General features: G+C 36.3%; 16 protein-coding genes and 2 tRNA genes. 7 read left to right on the top strand and 11 right to left on the bottom strand.

Annotation, left to right across the window (positions count from 1 at the left end):
- The 6 genes from rplC to carA form a co-directional block, all read right to left on the bottom strand.
- Entirely contained in the window at positions 1 to 723 is a 723-nt protein-coding gene (rplC, locus tag ACICQD_RS04000) for a 50S ribosomal protein L3 (RefSeq protein WP_010962757.1), read from the bottom strand.
- Between the two features lie 9 nt (positions 724 to 732).
- Positions 733 to 1053, bottom strand: coding sequence for a 30S ribosomal protein S10 (gene rpsJ / locus ACICQD_RS03995; RefSeq protein WP_012673184.1), 321 nt, complete (start codon positions 1051 to 1053; stop codon positions 733 to 735).
- A 14-nt stretch (positions 1054 to 1067) separates the two neighbouring features.
- Positions 1068 to 2240, bottom strand: a complete 1173-nt coding sequence (tuf, locus tag ACICQD_RS03990; protein WP_010962759.1) for an elongation factor Tu — start codon at positions 2238 to 2240, stop codon at positions 1068 to 1070.
- 78 nt (positions 2241 to 2318) lie between these two features.
- Positions 2319 to 2389: transfer RNA gene (locus tag ACICQD_RS03985), tRNA-Gly, on the bottom strand.
- Between the two features lie 4 nt (positions 2390 to 2393).
- A tRNA-Tyr gene (locus ACICQD_RS03980) sits at positions 2394 to 2476 on the bottom strand.
- 114 nt (positions 2477 to 2590) lie between these two features.
- Entirely contained in the window at positions 2591 to 3790 is a 1200-nt protein-coding gene (gene carA, locus ACICQD_RS03975) for a glutamine-hydrolyzing carbamoyl-phosphate synthase small subunit (protein ID WP_010962760.1), read from the bottom strand.
- 205 nt (positions 3791 to 3995) lie between these two features.
- Here carA and ACICQD_RS03970 point away from each other — a divergent pair, with 205 nt between their 5' ends.
- Positions 3996 to 4490, top strand: a complete 495-nt coding sequence (locus ACICQD_RS03970) for a hypothetical protein (protein ID WP_010962761.1) — start codon at positions 3996 to 3998, stop codon at positions 4488 to 4490.
- A 420-nt stretch (positions 4491 to 4910) separates the two neighbouring features.
- On the opposite strand, the gene ACICQD_RS03965 is transcribed toward ACICQD_RS03970, so the two are convergent.
- Entirely contained in the window at positions 4911 to 6278 is a 1368-nt protein-coding gene (locus ACICQD_RS03965) for a hypothetical protein (protein ID WP_395461618.1), read from the bottom strand.
- A gap of 81 nt (positions 6279 to 6359) precedes the next feature.
- A complete protein-coding gene (gene glpX / locus ACICQD_RS03960; protein WP_264374058.1) occupies positions 6360 to 7286 on the bottom strand; it encodes a class II fructose-bisphosphatase in 927 nt (308 codons plus the stop codon).
- Positions 7287 to 7412: 126 nt separating this feature from the next.
- Between glpX and ACICQD_RS03955 the strand changes: the two genes are divergently transcribed.
- Positions 7413 to 8774 (top strand): ankyrin repeat domain-containing protein, encoded by a 1362-nt coding sequence (locus ACICQD_RS03955; RefSeq protein ID WP_264373991.1) that lies wholly within the window; start codon positions 7413 to 7415, stop codon positions 8772 to 8774.
- An 85-nt stretch (positions 8775 to 8859) separates the two neighbouring features.
- Here ACICQD_RS03955 and ppdK read toward each other — a convergent pair whose 3' ends face one another.
- Positions 8860 to 11595: a pyruvate, phosphate dikinase gene (gene ppdK, locus ACICQD_RS03950; RefSeq protein ID WP_341820557.1), complete on the bottom strand. Its 2736-nt coding sequence runs from the start codon at positions 11593 to 11595 to the stop codon at positions 8860 to 8862.
- A 210-nt stretch (positions 11596 to 11805) separates the two neighbouring features.
- Here ppdK and ACICQD_RS03945 point away from each other — a divergent pair, with 210 nt between their 5' ends.
- Positions 11806 to 12657, top strand: coding sequence for an Rpn family recombination-promoting nuclease/putative transposase (locus tag ACICQD_RS03945; RefSeq protein WP_015589151.1), 852 nt, complete (start codon positions 11806 to 11808; stop codon positions 12655 to 12657).
- A 106-nt stretch (positions 12658 to 12763) separates the two neighbouring features.
- Here the strand turns inward: ACICQD_RS03945 and ACICQD_RS03940 are convergent, their stop codons facing one another.
- Complete coding sequence (locus ACICQD_RS03940) at positions 12764 to 14152, bottom strand: phosphomannomutase/phosphoglucomutase (RefSeq protein WP_015589152.1); 1389 nt, start codon at positions 14150 to 14152, stop codon at positions 12764 to 12766.
- Positions 14153 to 14246: 94 nt separating this feature from the next.
- On the opposite strand from ACICQD_RS03940, the gene ACICQD_RS03935 reads away from it, so the two are divergent.
- Positions 14247 to 15317, top strand: a complete 1071-nt coding sequence (locus tag ACICQD_RS03935; RefSeq protein WP_395461617.1) for a hypothetical protein — start codon at positions 14247 to 14249, stop codon at positions 15315 to 15317.
- Here the strand turns inward: ACICQD_RS03935 and ACICQD_RS03930 are convergent.
- Positions 15310 to 16136, bottom strand: a protein-coding gene (locus ACICQD_RS03930) for an IS5 family transposase (protein WP_395461446.1) whose coding sequence is annotated in 2 segments (ribosomal slippage) — positions 15310 to 15749 and positions 15749 to 16136 — 828 coding nt in all. Because the reading frame shifts where the segments join, the coding sequence is not laid out codon by codon here. The genes ACICQD_RS03935 and ACICQD_RS03930 overlap by 8 nt on opposite strands.
- Before the next feature lie 160 nt (positions 16137 to 16296).
- Between ACICQD_RS03930 and ACICQD_RS03925 the strand changes: the two genes are divergently transcribed.
- The 3 genes from ACICQD_RS03925 (at position 16297) to ACICQD_RS03915 (ending at position 18101) form a co-directional block, all read left to right on the top strand.
- A complete protein-coding gene (locus ACICQD_RS03925; RefSeq protein WP_395461616.1) occupies positions 16297 to 16611 on the top strand; it encodes a hypothetical protein in 315 nt (104 codons plus the stop codon).
- 20 nt (positions 16612 to 16631) lie between these two features.
- Positions 16632 to 17398, top strand: a protein-coding gene (locus ACICQD_RS03920) for an IS5 family transposase (protein WP_395461441.1) whose coding sequence is annotated in 2 segments (ribosomal slippage) — positions 16632 to 16959 and positions 16959 to 17398 — 768 coding nt in all. Because the reading frame shifts where the segments join, the coding sequence is not laid out codon by codon here.
- Positions 17399 to 17534: 136 nt separating this feature from the next.
- Positions 17535 to 18101, top strand: a complete 567-nt coding sequence (locus ACICQD_RS03915; protein WP_395461615.1) for a hypothetical protein — start codon at positions 17535 to 17537, stop codon at positions 18099 to 18101.
- Positions 18102 to 18534 lie beyond the last annotated feature (433 nt).

The raw sequence follows: 18534 nt of genomic DNA, 5'->3' as shown, positions 1-18534 counted from the left end.
CTAACTTACCAAATTACTAGCATCATCATTTACATCTAACAGTAAACCTACCGGAAAAGGAACATCTTTATGTAAAGATTTTTTAACTGCATCTCTTACAAAAACATAGGAATTTTTAAACCCAGGAACATTATTACCCTTCACAGCAATTATACTATTTTCATGATCAATGGATAATATCTTCATATTTTGTGCAGTTATCCTGCTGTTACCTAAATGACCAGCCATTTTCTTTCCTTTGAATACTCTACCAGGATCCTGACATTGGCCAGTGGAACCTTGTGATCTGTGAGCAATAGAAACACCATGAGATGCCCTAAGCCCACTGAAATTATGCCGCTTCATCACACCAGCAAATCCTTTACCTATAGAATAACCCGTAATATCAAGATATTGACCAACCACAAAATGATTGATTCCCACTTTTTTACCACATTCTATTCCCGACAGGTCATTTAATCTACTTTCGTATAACTTACATTTATTATTTATACCCTTTTTCTTTAAATATTCCAACTGAGGTTTTGCTATATTTTTAAAATCTCCTGTGCCTAAAATGACTGAATTATAGCCACATTTATCTTGTCCTTTTATATCAATAATATGAGTTTCGCTGAGATGCAATAAAGTTACAGCCATGCGACTATTGTCAGAATACATAGCAGTATGACCAATATTCATCATTAGTAAACCAATTCTCCTCAGCGAATTTATTCTCTTCATTTCCTTCTCCTAAACCTTAACTTCCTTGACTTTTAAATCCACTTCTACGCCAGCAGAAAAAGATAAACCTGTAAGCATCTGCATCATAGTAGGAGTAAGATCATGTAAAACAATCAAACGCCTAGAAGTTCTCATTTCAAACTGTTCACGAGATTTTTTATCAACGTGAGGAGATCTATTAACAATAAATTTAGAATCTTTCCTTGGCAACGCAATCGGACCAGATAATTTTGCACTGGACCGCTTTAATTCATCAACAAATTTTCGAACACACTCCTCCAATAAAGAACAATCGAAAGCCTTAATGTTAATATATATATCTTGCTTCATCTTAGTTACTACACTCACTCCAAAATTTCAGAAACAACACCAGAACCAACAGTTCTACCGCCTTCTCTTATCGCAAAACGCAATCCCTTATCCATTGCTATCGGTACTTGCAATTCTACTTCTACACTCACATTATCTCCTGGCATTACCATCTCCTTCCCATCTAGCAATTTTATGCTCCCAGTTACATCCGTTGTCCTTAAATAAAACTGTGGCTGGTAATTCGCAAAAAATGGTGTATGCCTTCCTCCTTCCTCTTTCTTTAATATATAAACCTCCGCCTTAAACTTTCTATGCGGTGTTATCGTCCCCGGTTTCGCTAATACTTGCCCTCTCTCCACTTCTTCTCTTTTTGTTCCTCTTAACAATATTCCTACATTGAGTCCTGCACTTCCCTTATCCAGCAACTTCTTAAACATCTCAACACCTGTGCATATCGTCTTTTGCGTCGCTTTCAGACCTATTATCTCTATCTCTTCTCCCGTCTTTATCTCTCCCTTCTCTATTCTTCCTGTTACCACTGTTCCTCGCCCCGATATCGAAAATACATCTTCGATTGGCAATAAAAATGGTAAATCCACAGGCCTTGGTGGAACCGCTACATATTCATCTAACTTTTCCATCAATTTATCTATTGATTTCTTTCCATATTCGCTGCTGTCATCCTCCAGCGCCTTGAGCGCTGAACCAACCACCACAGGCACTTCATCCCCTGGAAATCCGTATTTACTCAGTAATTCCCTCACTTCCATTTCTACTAAATCTATCATATCAGCATCAGCAACATCAGCTTTATTTATATACACCACGATATATCCAACACCTACCTGCTTCGCCAGCAATATATGCTCTCTCGTTTGTGGCATTGGCCCATCAACCCCCGACACTACCAATATCGCCGCATCCATCTGTGCTGCACCTACTATCATGTTCTTTACATAGTCAGCGTGTCCAGGACAATCAACGTGTGCATAATGCCTTTTTTCCGTCTGATACTCAACATGCGCTGTTGCTATCGTTATCCCCCTCTTCCTTTCTTCTGGCGCTTTATCTATCTGATCGTACGCTACAAAATTTCCATAATGCTTCGTTATCGCCGCTGTTAACGTCGTCTTCCCATGATCCACATGCCCTATTGTTCCCACATTTACATGCGGCTTTCCAAATGCTTCCACTATTGCTGTCATAATTTAAACTTTTCTACCTAAAATACAAATACATCAATAAATAATATGTTGATTTTATAAAAATACAACAAAAAAAAGAGCGGATAGTGGGAATCGAACCCACGTCACTAGCTTGGAAGGCTAGAGCTCTACCATTGAGCTATACCCGCACAATGGAGGAGGTAGGATTCGAACCTACGTACGCTCACGCGGACAGATTTACAGTCTGTTACCTTTAACCACTCGGTCACTCCTCCGCAAAAATTTGTTAAGAGAATACTATTTTAGCATCTTAACTTAAGCTCTTATTGTATTTAATACTAAACGCCTAAAATTAAAAAATCAAGCAATAAAACCTACCCTGATTAAAATCATGCAGATTTCATTTTATATAACACAATATTGCCAATAAAACGCCTAAACAAATAATGCGAATCATGCGTACCTGGCGCTTCTTCTGGATGATATTGCACAGAAAAGACTAGGTAATCCTTCATCATTATTCCCTCTACACTATTATCAAATAGAGAAATGTGAGTAATTTCAACATTACTTGGAAGAGAAGCTGAATCAACAACAAAACCATGATTTTGGCTAGTGATCTCAACTTTTCCACTAATGACATCATAAACTGGATGGTTACTCCCTCGGTGACCTATATCCATCTTGATGGTCTTTGCCCCCAAAGTAATCGCAAGTAATTGATGGCCCATGCATATGCCAAAAATTGGTATTTTAGATTTTATAATAATGTCTATTTCTGAAACTACACTTTCTCCTATTTCTTGCGGATCACCAGGACCATTTGAAAGCACTATACCGTCTGGATTCATACTCAACACTTTTTGAGCAAAACCTGTGCTTGGTCTGATTAATTCAACTGTACAACCAAGTTCTATTAAGCGTGAAACTATACTGATTTTTACGCCAAAATCAACGATTACAATCCTATATTTTGCATTAAGGTCAATAGCTCTATCTGATGTCATTCCAGTGCGTGACACTGGAATCCATATATTTTTTGCTGGATCCGAGTAGTCAGCTACTTGGATGACAAAGTGCTCCGCTAGTCTATTATTTTCAAAACTGTTATTTAAACTAACCTTATTAGTTATTTCTATCCCATTTACAGGTTTGTATTCCTTCAATTTGTCTAATGCATGCGCCTTACTCGATGAGCATATCATTCCATTTTGAGATCCATGTTCTCTCAAATGTCTTGTTAAAGCTCTAGTATCAACTCCTGATATCCCAATCACGTTATTTTTCTCTAACCAATCATTTAAACTGATATATGAAGAAGGGTGGGACATAGAAGAAAGTTCACGCATAACCACACCACTTGCAAAAATTTTCTTTCCTTCATTATCTTTATGGTTTATTCCAATGTTACCAATATGAGGAAAAGTGAACGTTATAATTTGATCGGCAAAAGAAGGATCAGTTATAGTATGCTGATAACCGGTCATACCAGTGGTAAAACAAACCTCGCCTATGCACTTGCCTTTTTTACCTACTGATTTTCCCCAAAAGCACTTGCCATCTTGTAAAATTAAAACTGCGTCCTGCACTTCATTATCTATTTAACTGATTCAAAACAGTATACAAGAATTTCAAATAATACGTAACTCTTTCTAAAATTCCAAATTTAACCACGAAGCAGCAAAAAATAACATGAAAAACTTTTAATACAATCTTTCATATAAAATATATAGTTGACTACCTTCATATTTCGTATTAGATATAGGTAAATCATAAGTAAAGTGGAGGGTAATAATGAACACTGGTACAAATCAATCAAAAAAAATAAATGAGAAGTGGTTAGCTGGAGGAATTGGCGCGCTATTATTTGTAATGATGCTACCGTCGATTCTTCTTTTAGCAAAAATAGCTATAGGGTTAATTATGGTTTCAGTTGCAGCAATAGCGATAAAAGTTGCCTTAAAAACAATATCGAATGCTTTAGAGGATAAACAGGCAGATCAAAGCCAAGCGACGCAACAAACAACACAAAGTAAAATTATAAACCTGGCTATTGGATTAACATCTATATTCGTAGGAGGATTATCACTATTCATTATAGCACAAACTGGCTTAATTGCAGCATGTGCAGCTATAACTGCTTTAGCTCTACACGAATATGTTAAAAATCAAGAAATAGGAAAAGAGATAAATGATAAATTCGATAAGGTAGCTGACGATACAATCAATTTTATTGTTAGCAGTGTTGAAAAACTTATTCCAACAAAGCCGCCAGGCATAACAGCCTAAACTGTCTCCGTTCAGGGCATAAGTGTTACAAGTAGCATTATATAAAGCGATTAATGGCATCCTCCTGATAATAGAATAATTGTATCTGTTCAGGGGCATCGCAAATATTGAAGCAAAAGTGGTCAGTGCTTACTATACGAATATTGTGATTTGAATCCACTAGGGAGGATGTCATCCCAGTGCCCAGACACTGGGATCCAGGAATTTTGATTAGAGATTAAATTGGTGAGTATAAAAGTAGCTAATCCTACGTTAAAATACAACGTTTTTAATGGGACTGCGTAAAAGGGCTGGATTCCAGTGTCAAGCACTGGAATGACACCTTTGTGTTTGAGGCAAAACCTGCTATAACATTTCTTCGCAAACAAACGTTCGTACAGTTATGTATCAGCTACTTTCATGGCACCATTTGTTGTAAACTCACATTTCTCTATGATTATCTTTATTTGCCGCTTTCCCGAACGGATGCTCTACAGTTATTTCCTCATTAATAGAGCGAGGTGCACCGGAACCAGGTACAACGATATTCTCGTGCGATTGCATATCCTTCTTTTCCTCACATGGTGTTTGCTTAATGAAATGTGCTGCTAAAACTTCATGTAAAGCTTTACCTTTTATAAGCACAGCCTCGTTTTGCTTAGCTAACTCTAAAATTTTCTTTGGTTCAACATCTTTACCGTCAATAGTTGATTTTTTAATACTAACTTGACCTAAATTTATATTTAGAACAACAGTACAGTTAAGGTCTTTTCCAGATTCATCTTTTGCACCCCAACTAATTTCGATGTCACATATTGCAAATTTTGTAAAGGAGTAGTTCCTCTGTTGTTTCTCATTCTTCTCAATTGTTACTATTCTTTCACCATTGCTGTATATTTTTGCTCTTTTTACCTCGCTTTTCTCTTCTTCCATTCTTTTAGTTTTTTCAGTGAAAAGACGACTGGTTTCTAAACTTTGTTCAGGTTTAGTAATGTTGATATTAAGATGGTCATAATGATTAAGAAGACGGTTTGCATATGGACATGGCACATAACACCCATCAAAGAAAGCAATTGCACTACCAGTTTTTAGAAATTCTTGTCCATCGCTCATTCCTTCACCAATTCGAATAAGATATTTACCCAACCTCTTTTTAAAATTTTCTTTTAACTCCTCCTGATCTTTAGAAGTAAGCTTCTTATCCAATATACCCATTATTTCTTTTCGCTTACTCAATACCACATAATTGAAAAGGAAAATATCATCCTCTCGATAATAATTTGCTATCTTGTCAAATGGATCTGCCGGCCAACCGTTATTATAATTTACGAAATCAGAAGAATCTTCACACTTATTATCCTTAAAATCAAAATTCAATCTTTCAAAATCTGATAATACTTTTTCTGCCCTATCTTCAAAAGACCGAAGTCCATCTTGAAGTTCTTTTCCATAACTCATTCCTTTGTCAATTTGAAGAACATATTGACCATATTTCTTTCTAAACTCCTCCTGTTCTTCGAGGAGAGGAAGATTCCTATCTAATATATCGATTATTTCTTTCCGCTTATTCAATATTACATAGTTAAAAAGGGCACTCTCCCCCTTCTTTTCATAATCGTCTGCTATTTTGTCAAAACACTTATTATCCTTAAACTCCAATTCCTCAAAATCTGAGAGCACACTTTGTACCTGAGTCTCATCGAATTGAAGATTTGCTTGAGGAGATAGAAGAGTCAACTTTTCTTCACTTTCCTTGGTACTCGAATTTTTGTACAAACCATTAAATAGATTTATAATACTAGAAAACATTTCACACCTCTATTGTTATAAGTAAACTTGATTATATCTTAATGCTAAATGTTGTAAAGCTAAAATTAGAAACTAAAAAAGCTAACATAAGTTCTGCATTGTTTGCAGCTTTATCAGCCTATTAGGCAGAATTATTAAAGAATTAGTTGAATAGGTATTATGATTCAATTTAACTCCATCCACAAGTTCTCCGCTTGTTACTCCAGTTGCAATGAACACTGATTCACCTCTTGCCATATCTTTTACGGCGTAGACTTTTTCTGGGTCATCAATATTTAAATTTTTTGCTCTTTCTCTTAACTGATCCGTATCAAGTACTAATCTTCCCTCCATCTGTCCGTCGATAGAGCTTAGCGCTGCAGCCGCAAGCACTCCCTCTGGTGCTCCTCCTATACCGATATACATATCATGATTGCCATTTACTAGTGAAACTATGGCCGCAACATCACCATCATCTATTAGTTTAATTTTTGATCCTAATTTCCTGATTTTCTCTATTAATTCACCATGCCTTTCACGTTTAAGTACAGTTACCACGAGATCATTCACTTTGCATTTTTTTGCCTTGGCTAAATTGTCTAGATTCTTTTCAATGCTATTTTTTAGTGAGACTACACCCTCTGGAAGATTTTTTCCCACTGCTATTTTTTCCATATAAACATCAGGTGCGTGTAAAAAATTACCTTTTTTCGTTGCAGCAAGAACAGACATTGCCCCTGATTTGTAATGAGCACAAATCGTAGTGCCCTCAAGTGGGTCAACAGCGATGTCGATTTCAGGACCATTTCCAGTGCCAACCTGCTCGCCAATATATAGCATCGGCGCTTCATCTCTCTCACCTTCACCAATTACGATAGTACCATTTATTTCCATTGAATTTAATACTGTACGCATTGCATCAACTGCAACCTGATCAGCCTTTTTTTCATCGCCGAAGCCTGCTAGTTTATATGCAGCAAGCGCCGCAGCTTCGGTCACTTTAACTAATTTATAGGCTAAATCTTCCATCATTTGCTTTAAGAACTATATTCAATATGTATCATGATATATCATGCTGCTTGAAACTGCAATATGTCTTGACTGATTATTAGGGAGTTGATATAATATAAGCATTATAGTAGTGGGATTATAGTTGTGGCATATAGTGATGATGATGTTAGAAATTTCTATCTAGATATAGATAGAATTACAGGACGTGATAACACAGTTACTAGTTTGGAAGAACTAAAAAAGAGGTTAAGGAAAGAAGTTAATTTTCAAGATGAATGTGAAGGAGGCAATTCATTAGGGAACCTACTTCTAAAACATGCAACCGAAAATAACAACCCACGCGTTAAGGATTTTCTCCTCCAAAATGGGTGTGAACCCCTTCAACAAGAGCAAATAACCGCAGCAATAAACAAGGAAGAAGAGGCACCTAATGTGGAAGAGAATAGAGCAGACAGTAATGAAGTAGATTCTAGTAACTTCATAAACCCTGGTATGACTGCTGAAGTACTTTACGAGCAACTAATACAAGGGAAAGAAACAAATCTGGCAATTTTTGACTCGTTTGCAAATGCTGTAAGAGAGTCCAATATTACCGGCGATCGTGGCATATTTCTAGATGTTGTAAAATTGTTTACAGATTTAGATGCTGTAATCCATCTTACAGATACTGCTTCCAGAACTATATTGGGCATAGCTACAATAACAAAACAAGCTGACGTTGTTAAGGTACTTTTGGATAGTGGCAAATTTTATGAAGAAGAAAAATTTAACGCTCTATGTCTTGCTATTACTCAGGATAATGCCCAAGAAGCTGAGCTAATTTTAGGTTACGTGAGTCCTGCAAACAGGAAAGAGGCTTTACAAGTGGCCATACAGGTAGGTAAAACTGAAATTGTTAATGCGTTCTTGAATAGAGGTAAGCTTAATGAAGAAAATAGAGCAGAACCCAGCAGCAGTAATGGAAACATTGGTAGTAGACCTGTAGCAACAGTGCCTCCAGTTAGTACTAATGGTGATAATCGCAATCACGACAATGAAATACCTGTAGTAACAGAGACTAACCAAACTACCACGCCAAATAGTGATAATGTTAATGGCCAATCAAATCATAATAACAAAAATAAAACGCCTGTAATACCAGAGGCTAAGCAAACTGCCAAACCAAATAATGATAATAAAGCTAACGGCTTTGTAGATGCTCAATTTTCTGTGCCAAATGAAAAAGAAGCTAAATATAAAAAAAGCAAGGAAAATTTTTACACCTCATTAACAAAAGATGTTGTTGGAGTTGTTATTACAGGATTATTCATTACTGCTGCTGTGATGGTTCCATTTGTAACTGGTGCAGTGATTTGTGGTGTTATAGCTGCTTTGGTTGCAATAGCTACCGGGTTGCATGTAAAAAATTCTACATTACCAAGTTATAGGGAGATGAGAGAGAATGAAGTTGAACGTGTAACAGGATGTCATCCCAGTGCCCAGACACTGGGATCCAGAAGGTCATAATAAAAACTAGATTCCAGCGTCACGCGCTGGAATGACACCCTCTGGTGGGCTCAAACCATATGAGTAGCCAACACTGCCACTATACTTACCTAGCAAATTTAGATCTAACACTAAACTGTGCTGCCACTAACTTTGCAATCGGTACTCTATAGGGTGAGCATGAAACATAATCTACCCCTGATTCGATGAGAAACTCTATAGATTTTGGATCTGCTCCATGCTCTCCACATATACCCAGTTTTATTTCTTTTCGGGTTTTTTTGCCTCTTTCAATGGCTATCTTGATTAACTCCCCTACCCCTTCGATGTCCAGCACTTCAAATGGGTCGTTTTCGAATATGTTGCTTTCCTTATAAGAATCAAGGAAATTAACTGAATCATCTCTTGAAAGTCCCATGGTTGTTTGCGTTAAATCATTAGTGCCAAAACTAAAAAACTCTGCATGTTTTGCTAATTTATCAGCAATCAGTGCTGCTCTTGGTAGTTCTATCATCGTTCCAATTGAATAAGCCTTGTCTGATGTCATTCCAGCGCGTGACGCTGGAATCTGCGTCTGGATCCCAGCTGAGATAACAGAGGATTCTTTCTTTGCTAGCTCGCATATCAGAATAAATTCTTTCTCGCTCATGATAAAAGGAATCATGATTTCAGGCTCCACTTCTATCTTCTTTTCTTTCTTTAATTCACTTGCAGCACTAAGTATTGCCCTAATCTGCATGCTATATATTTCAGGATGAGAAATAGCAAGTCTACAACCTCGATGGCCAAGCATTGGGTTCTTTTCTGATAACTGTGCTATTTTATTTTTTACTGACTCAACTGACTTACTAAGTGATTTGGCAATTTTTTCTATAGTAGACTGATCATTGGGTAAAAATTCATGCAAAGGTGGATCAAGCAACCGTATAGTGACTTCCCTGCCCTCCATAATAGAAAATATTTCTTTGAAATCAGACTTTTGCATTTCTTCTAGTTTAATGAGCGCATTTGCCCTTTCATTTTCATCGTCAGCTATTATCAACTTTTGAATGAATTCGATTCTATCACTAGCGAAAAACATATGTTCTGTGCGACATAAGCCTATACCTTCTGCACCGAATTCTTTTGCAATTTTTGCGTCTTTTGGAGTATCAGCGTTCGCTCTCACTTTGACCGTTTTGATTTCATCTATCCAGTTGATTACCGTTTTGAATTCTTGCGATAATTCAGGTGAAATTGTAGGGAGAATGCCAAGCATAACCTCCCCTGTTCCTCCGTTGATGGTAATTGGTTCACCTTTATTTACTTTTGTATCCCCTACAGAAAAGAAAGTTCCATCTTTATCGATATAAAGTCCACTCACACTGCAAATGCATGGCTTACCCATTCCACGGGTTACAACAGCAGCATGCGAGGTCATCCCTCCCCGTGCTGTTACTATGCCACTTGCAGCATTCATTCCATTAATATCTTCAGGACTCGTTTCTGACCTTACTAAAATCACTTTTTTGCCCTGCTCTGCAGCTTTTTCAGCATCACTTGCACTAAACACTACATATCCAGAAGCAACCCCTGGAGAAGCCGGCAGCCCCTTCCCTATTACTTTTTGGTCACTCTTAACGTCAAGAACTGGATGCAATAAATTGTCAAAGGTTTTTGGATCAATTCTCAATATTCCTTCTTCTTTTGTAATCGTTCCTTCGTTTACCATATCAACTATTATGCGAATAGCAGCTTCAGCCGTGCGCTTGCCAGACCTAGTCTGCAAAATCCATAATTTACCGTCCTGTACAGTAAATTCGATATCCTGCATGTCTTTATAATGCCTTTCAAGTTTTTCACATACCACACATAATTCTCGGTAGACACTTGGCAGCAACTTCTCCATGGTGTTTTTTTGCTCTCCGTCAATTGGCATAGGAGTATAAACACCAGAAACCACATCCTCACCCTGAGCATTAATCAGAAATTCACCAAAGTATTTTTTTTCTCCAGTTGAAGGATTTCGTGTAAATATCACACCAGTTGCAGAATTATCATTTAAATTACCAAAAACCATTGCTTGCACGTTGACCGCTGTTCCAAGGTTTTCAGGAATATTATGTATTCTTCTATAGGAAACAGCCCTATCATTTTTCCAAGAGGCAAATACTGCATTAACTGAGTTTAACAATTGCTCTTCAACGTTCTGCGGAAAATGTTTTCCTGTTTTTTCATGTACTATCCTTTTGAAATTGTTAACAATTTCTTTTAAAACATCAACATCAAGATCAGCTAAGCTTTTTGCTCCACTCTTTTGCTGCTTATTATCAACAACATCTTGAAATAGGTGATGATCAAGCTGTAGTACAACATTGGAGTACATCATGATGAAACGGCAGTAGCTATCGTAAGCAAAACGTTCGCCACTTTTTTTTGCAAGCCCAACAACGGTTTCATCATTTAGACCAACATTTAAAATAGTATCAAGCATGCCCGGCATTGAACTAACACTACCAGAGCGTATGGAAACTAATAAGGGATTATTTAAATCCCCAAATTTACAACCGATGTCATTTTCGAGCATCGCCATGTAGTTTTTGATTCCACTACATATGTCATTCCAGTGCGTGACCACATTTTTTTCTGGATCCGAGTAGTCAGCTACTTGGATAACAGAAGATCTATTGTCTTGATAATAGACTTTGCAAGCAGAGGTGGAAATTGTGAAACCAGGTGGAACAGGAATGCCAACATTGCACATTTCTGCTAAATTTGCCCCCTTTCCTCCCAGCAGATTTTTCATTTCTGCATTGCCTTCGCATTTACCCTGGCTAAAGTAATGTATTAACTTTTCCCCCATCATTTTCTCCGGATTTTCACTGATAAACACATTGTACATATAGCTCCAATAAACCTGTGAGAACTTGAAACCTTAGGATAATAAATTTTACAAAATTTTGCAACAACGTTCCTTACAACAATATCAGTAAAGTTAACAAAAAAGACGACCAATTATTGAATTATTATTAATAAGAATATATAATATAAAGATACATTTAAAAATTTTTTTATGGCTCTTTCTAAATTTCTCGACCCCAAGAATGATGTTGCGTTCCGGCGTATTTTTGGTACTGAAAAAAATAAAGACATCCTCATTCACTTTCTCAATGATATTTTGGGGTTCACTGGCAAAGATGAAATAAAAGAAATAGAATTCCTCAGCACTATTCAAGATGCTGAAATTGCCTCTAAAAAACAAAGTATCGTTGATGTTCTTTGCAGGGATGAAAATGGGGTGCAAGTAATAGTCGAAATGCAAGTTGCCAAAACTAAAGGCTTTGAAAAACGCGCTCAATATTACGCTGCTAAAGCTTATTCAAGGCAAGCTGATAAAGGTGATCAATATCAGGGTCTTAAAGAAATCATTTTTATAGCTATTGCTGATTGTATTCTCTTTCCTAATAAATCTGAGTATAAGTCAGATCATGTAATGTTAGACAAAGATAGCTATGAACATGATTTAAAAGATTTTTATTTTACATTTATTGAGTTACCAAAATTTCCTAAAACTAAAGAAGACCAATTGGAGAGTATAGTTGAAAAATGGATCTATTATTTTAAATATGCAGATGAAACTAGCGAAGAAGAATTGGAAAAGATAATAGGTAGTGATGTAATAATTAAAAAGGCATATGAAGAACTAAATAGATTCAACTGGTCAGAGAAAGAATTTATTGCCTACGAACAGGAAATAAAACGTATTCGTGATGAACGGGCTGTTCTTGAACAAAAACTTGATGATGCTAAAAAGGAAGGAAAAATTGAAGTTGCAAAAACAATGCTGGCTAATAATGTTGATGTCACCACTATTGTTAAGTTTACTGGCCTCTCCATGAGTGAGATCAAAGAATTGCAGAATTAAGTGGACCCGCAAACGGTTACACGAAATAATGCTGCAGCCTGACCAGGTGATAAGTACATTTAGCCTATTTATCTTTATACTTTCATGTCAATTTTATAAATCAAATTTATTTCTGTGAGTAGCTACAATTTAAAGACCTTGCTTCATCAATGTAATGGAACAAAACCTTTTTAGTAAGTTCAAAACCCTCTAAAGTCTCTCCTTCGCATCTTGCTGTAATGCAGTTTTGCGTATTTGATACCCTAAGAAGCCACCAACCTTTATTATCGGTTACCTTAACACCATCAAGATCTGAAAATACAATATTTTGCTGCTCCAGTGTTTTCTTTATTGACTCAATTATTTGAAACTTTTTCTCATCTTTCACTACAATCTTCACTTCATGAGTGATATATAACTTCGGTAAATCCTCAATCACCTGAGATAGGCTTTGGTTTTTCTTAAGCAAAATGTCAACTGCTTTAACAGCAGAATATAGCCCATCATCAAAACTTAGCTCAGAAAAGAAGAAGTGCCCGCTTAATTCACCAGCAAACTTTGCCTCTTCCTCTACCATCTTCTTCTTAACTAGTGAATGTCCAGTAGCACAGGTGATAACTTGCCCTCCTAACTTGCTAACAAAATCATGCACTTTCATACTCATTTTTACGTTAGCAATAACTTTGCTTTCTGGATATTCCTCCAACACTTCACGTGCAAAAATTATAAATAAATGGTCATTGGAAACAACGTTGCCTTTATTATCAATTAAGCGCACCCTATCGCTATCGCCATCTAGCGCAATGCCAAGATCACATCCATATTCCTTCACAATGTCAATTAATTGAGCAAGATTTTTTTCCTCTATGGGATCTGGATCATGCAGTGGAAATGCCCCATCTATAGAGTTATTGGTTACGATGTGCGTATGACCAGGCAAGATCTTTTCAATATACCTTATAATTCCACTTGCTGGACTATTTCCACAATCCCAGGCTATTTTTAATTTCTGTGTAGTATTATTCTTCACTGCACTTTTCAATATGCTAATGTACTCACTATATATATTTATGTTAATTAAGCTTCCAATTCTTGTGCTGTTTTTAATTGGACTGCTTATAATTTCCTTCATTTCTTGATCTGAGAAGACTTTTTTATTACTAAAAAATTTAAAGCCATTATATTCGCTGGGGTTATGAGAGGCAGTTATTATGATACCAAGATCCGCCTGTGTGATTTGTGTTGCAGCGTAAAGCATAGGTGAAGAGCATAGTCCAACGCGTATAACATTTGCACCGGATAAAGTTAAGCCCCTAATTAATTCTCTTTCTATACCTGGTGAATCTATTCTGCTGTCGTAGCCGACACAAACACTAGCTACGGTTTGGCCAAACTTTCTACCTATCTCGTACCCATCATTAATCTGCAAATCTTTGCCTACTATACCTCTAATATCGTATTTTCTTATAATGGTATTGTCCATACTGTACTTCTTGAAGTGACTACTATATAACATTTTGGCCAAATGCTCAAGTTTATTTATCCAACAATTAGTTGATTTTTTAAAGAAATCTGTTAATATTATAGTATATTTTTTAAAATGTAAAATTATGCCACAGGAAAACGAAAATGTATTTATAGCTGAAAGTCAAAGTTTAGATGTAGATGAACAAAAGAAAAATGATACTTTAAATGTCATTGAATCTTGCAACGATCTTCAGGATTTTATCAAAAGACTGGAGGAAGAAAATTTAATCTGGTACTTTATTGGTCCTTTACGCAAAGATGAGGACATTACAGGACAGATAAATTTAAAGTGGGAAAAGGAGTTCCAAAAATTTGAGCAATCAATAGACGCAATGCATAAAGAACTTAAGTCGTCTCTGCCTGGTCAAAATTTCTTAGTGTATCCAACAAAGGATAATGACTTCAAAATTAGATTTGAAAATGAAGAAAAACCAATAGAAATTAGCAATATTTTAAGGACCAGCAGTGAAGGTAAGGTTTATAATATATCTTTAGGGAAAGATAGTCAAATAACCGCAAGCAAGAAAAATGGCAATGAGAGGCACTATGATTTTACTGGTTCAAGCTCATGTGAAATGACCATTAATTGGCAGGCTAAGGATTCTGAAGGTAACAGCATAGACTGTAGCATGACCGTAAAATTGGATTCTGGTGGTATACAGAGTGTTATTGGTGAGCCAAAATTTGGAGGAATAACGAGTTCAGAAGAAGTATTAAAGTTAGTTGGACAAAATAAAGAAGTTTTTATCAACGGAAAAACTCTGTATCAAGCTTTTACTGGCATATCCAAGAGTGTAGACGATCAGCAAGTACCAGCAGAGGAAATATTTACAAAAGATCTACATATATCACCACAGTCACCTACACCAAGCAGCAGTGGGTATTCCTCTCCTAGCACACCTTCTTCACGTAGAAGTTCTATATCCACCAGCAGTGAATTTAGTGATGAAGATGAAATATTTGAGGATGATATGTCTGGTGATGAAGAAGAGTATGAGCAAGAAGGATTAAAAGATGAAGTTGAGGAATTAGAGGAAGAAAAAGAAACATTTGCTAAATATTTTGCAGTGCAGGCAAAGCAGCTTGAGGATCTAAGATTAGAACGTGACTCCTTGAGAGATAAAGTCAATAGACCTCTTTCGAAACTCATATAGACAGCTCAAAATTGTGAATTCCTGCTATTAAATTGAATCTCAAGCCAAAACGTTTTCTCCGATTGCGGTATCTGTCTGCAATAATTTTGAATCTTTTTAACAGACCAATTACATTCTCAACTACTACTCTTTTGCTTGCTAGCTCCCGATTTTCTACCTTTTTTTCCTTAATTAAGGGACTCTTTTTCATCCTTCTGTGTGGCAACTCGACATTTTTGTGAATTTTCTGAAAACCTCTATAGCCAGCATCGGCTAAAACTTTTATACCTTCTGATACATGCACTTTTGACTCCTTGAAAAGCCGAAAGTCATGCTTTCTCCCGTTTGAAAATGACGTACAAATAATTTTCTTGCTCTTCTTTTCTGCAATTATTTGTGTTTTTAGCGTATGTTTTTTCTTCTTTCCTGAATAAAATCTTTTCTGCTTTTTTTTGGTCTCTCTACAGGTGTTTCCGTTGCATCAATCACCAAAATCTCATATTTCACGTCGCTTTTTAGGAGTTCTTTTCGTCCTGGCAATGCGAAATCTTGGTGTTGTATTAGAGTATCCTCTACCCATTTTACAGTTTTATATGCCGTACTTTCACTTACTCCATAACTTTGACTTATGTGAAAATATGTACGGTATTCTCGTAAGTATTCTAATACCATGAGCAGCATATTCTCCTCGTTTAGCTTATTTTTCCTTCCTCCTTTGGCTTTCTTTTTTTTATTTTCTTCACATAAAATCCCTACCATTTTGTTAAATGTTGATCTCTTTACTCCTGTTAGTCGACGAAACTCCCCTTTATCGAGCTCTTTCACTATTTCATACTTCATTTCTCCTTACCTCAAAATTACTATTTTTACTGCTTTATCCTAGTTTCGAAAGAAGTCTAATGAACAACAGCGAGCGATATTTGAAAGAGGTCAAAGAATAAAGGAACAAGAGGAAGAACTACAGGATAAAAATGATGTAATAAAGAACTTAAATGATCAGTTGAAAGATAAGGAAGGTGAAACAAATGAGGCAAATAAAGAATTACAGAGAAAATTGAAGCAAAGTGAAGCTAATTTAACTGTACTAAAGGAAAAGAATGCAAATTTGGAGAATGACCTGAAGAAAATAGTGGAAGGTTTAAAGGATGATCATAAAAAGCAGTTGGCAGAACAGTTAATGGAAACAAAAAAGGAAAACAATACATTGGCTGAAACGGCGAGCCAATTGTCTAAAGAATTAAATGAATTACAGAGAGAAAAGGAAGATTTAGAGCCTGTCTTGAAAAGAAATGAGAAAGAGAATATGATGAGATAAGTAAAAAATAGTAGGTAAAAATGTATCCAAGTGATATAAGTGACAAAGAATGGGAAATTTTGGAGCCAAGTGTTGCACAAGGTGCAGTAGGACGGCCAAGAAAGCACAATATTAGAACAATTATTAATGCAATAAGATATATAATGAAAGGTGGTTGCCAGTGGAGAATGCTGCCAAAAGATTTTCCGCCATGGAAAACGGTGTATGATTATTTTCTCAGGTGGCGTAATAGTGGCAAATTGGAAGAAATACACGATATGTTAGTAAAAAAGGTAAGAAAAATGGTTGGCAAAAATGAAATACCTTCGGTAGGAATAATTGATAGTCAATCAGTGAAAACCACTCAAAAAGGGGATCCAGAGGATATGATGCTGGCAAGAAAATAAAGGGTAGAAAACGTCACATCATTGTGGATACAATAGGCCTAATTATTACAGCTGATGTTCATAGTGCAGGCATTCAAGATCGTGATGGTGCTCTAAATCTTTTTACTCAAGCTAAACGAAAAGCTCCAACGCTACAAAGGTTTCTCGCTGATCAGGGATATATTGGTAAATTGCAAAATTACTGTTTATTGAAAACAGGATGTTTATTGACGATTACTAAAAAAGCAGCTGATGCTGTAGGATTTCAAGTTATTCCTAAACGGTGGATTGTTGAAAGAACTTTTGCTTGGCTTTCCAATTTTAGACGTATGAGCAAGGATTATGAGCATTCTCCTCTTACTTCAAAAACTAATATCTCCTTTAATATGATTACTATTATGCTTGCTAAATTAGCTGCTTAGTTCCTTTCAAGACAGGTTCTTAGAGAGGGAAATTCGACAACTTGAACCTGGAAGATCACTTGCAGATGAGCTAAGCGAAGAAAATACGAAGAGGGAAATAGAAAAACTTCAATATCAACTTAAGGAAAAGGAAGGGATGTTAACGTGTACACAGGAAGAGCTGGCATCTGTCAAAGAGAGTCTAGAGCAACTGCAGAACATATTACAGCAGGAAAAAGGTCAGGTAGCTACATCAACTCAAACTGAAGTTGAATATGAAAGTAGAGGAACAAGCATGCAGCAGCAAGACCAAGGTATACAAGCTGTAAACAACAACTCAAGCAGAACAGCTAGTGGGTTAAGACAAGAAAACAAAAAATTGACTAGAGACAAACTAACTATATCTGAACAATTAAAACAAAAAATAAGAGAGATTGACGAGTTAAAGAAAAATTTAAAGCAATTACAAGAAGAAAATAAACAACTAAAACAAGAAGTTACCAAAAATGCAGGAGTTGATGCATCATCTTCAACAGGTCAAAAAGAAGCTAAAGAAGCAGAAGTTATACCGCAAAACATTATGGATTGGCCTGTTCCAATTCCAGATGATAAACCGGAAGAGCAGAAAACTCCATTAGAGCCAATCAAGGTAAATACAGAATTATCAGATCCAAAATCAATCCCTGCTGAGGGTCCGGAAAAATCTCCTCCTCTTTCAAAATGATGAGTTTTGCTTCTATAGCTGACCCAAGCAACACGTCATCCCGCGATTTATTCGCGTTATCTCAGCCGCTAACACGTAGCGGGATACTTAACCGTCATACCGTGATTTATTCACAGTATCTCTTAGCCACTAACAAGCAGCGGGATGACAGCAATCCTACGTCATGCCGCCGCGGTACCTCTAGATCCCGCTAACTAGTAGCGGAATGACGAATTTTTGTTTTTCAAATTATAGCTAAACATACTGTAATTGCTATTGAATGATGGAGAGACATACTCCATTATTTTAGCACGAAGTAACAAATTCAATGAATTGGTTCTTCAAAAATAATTTAAACTTTTACAGTAGGTCATGAAATATTATAGCGATCTCATTAAAAGAAACTTTTATAAGTATCGTTGATGAGAAAGGAAAAGTTGTTAAGGAAGAAGTT

It is taken from the genome of Wolbachia endosymbiont (group A) of Therophilus tumidulus (genome assembly GCF_964277345.1).
In the GTDB taxonomy this organism is placed as follows: domain Bacteria; phylum Pseudomonadota; class Alphaproteobacteria; order Rickettsiales; family Anaplasmataceae; genus Wolbachia; species Wolbachia pipientis.
This window is presented reverse-complemented; position numbering and strand designations above follow the sequence as displayed.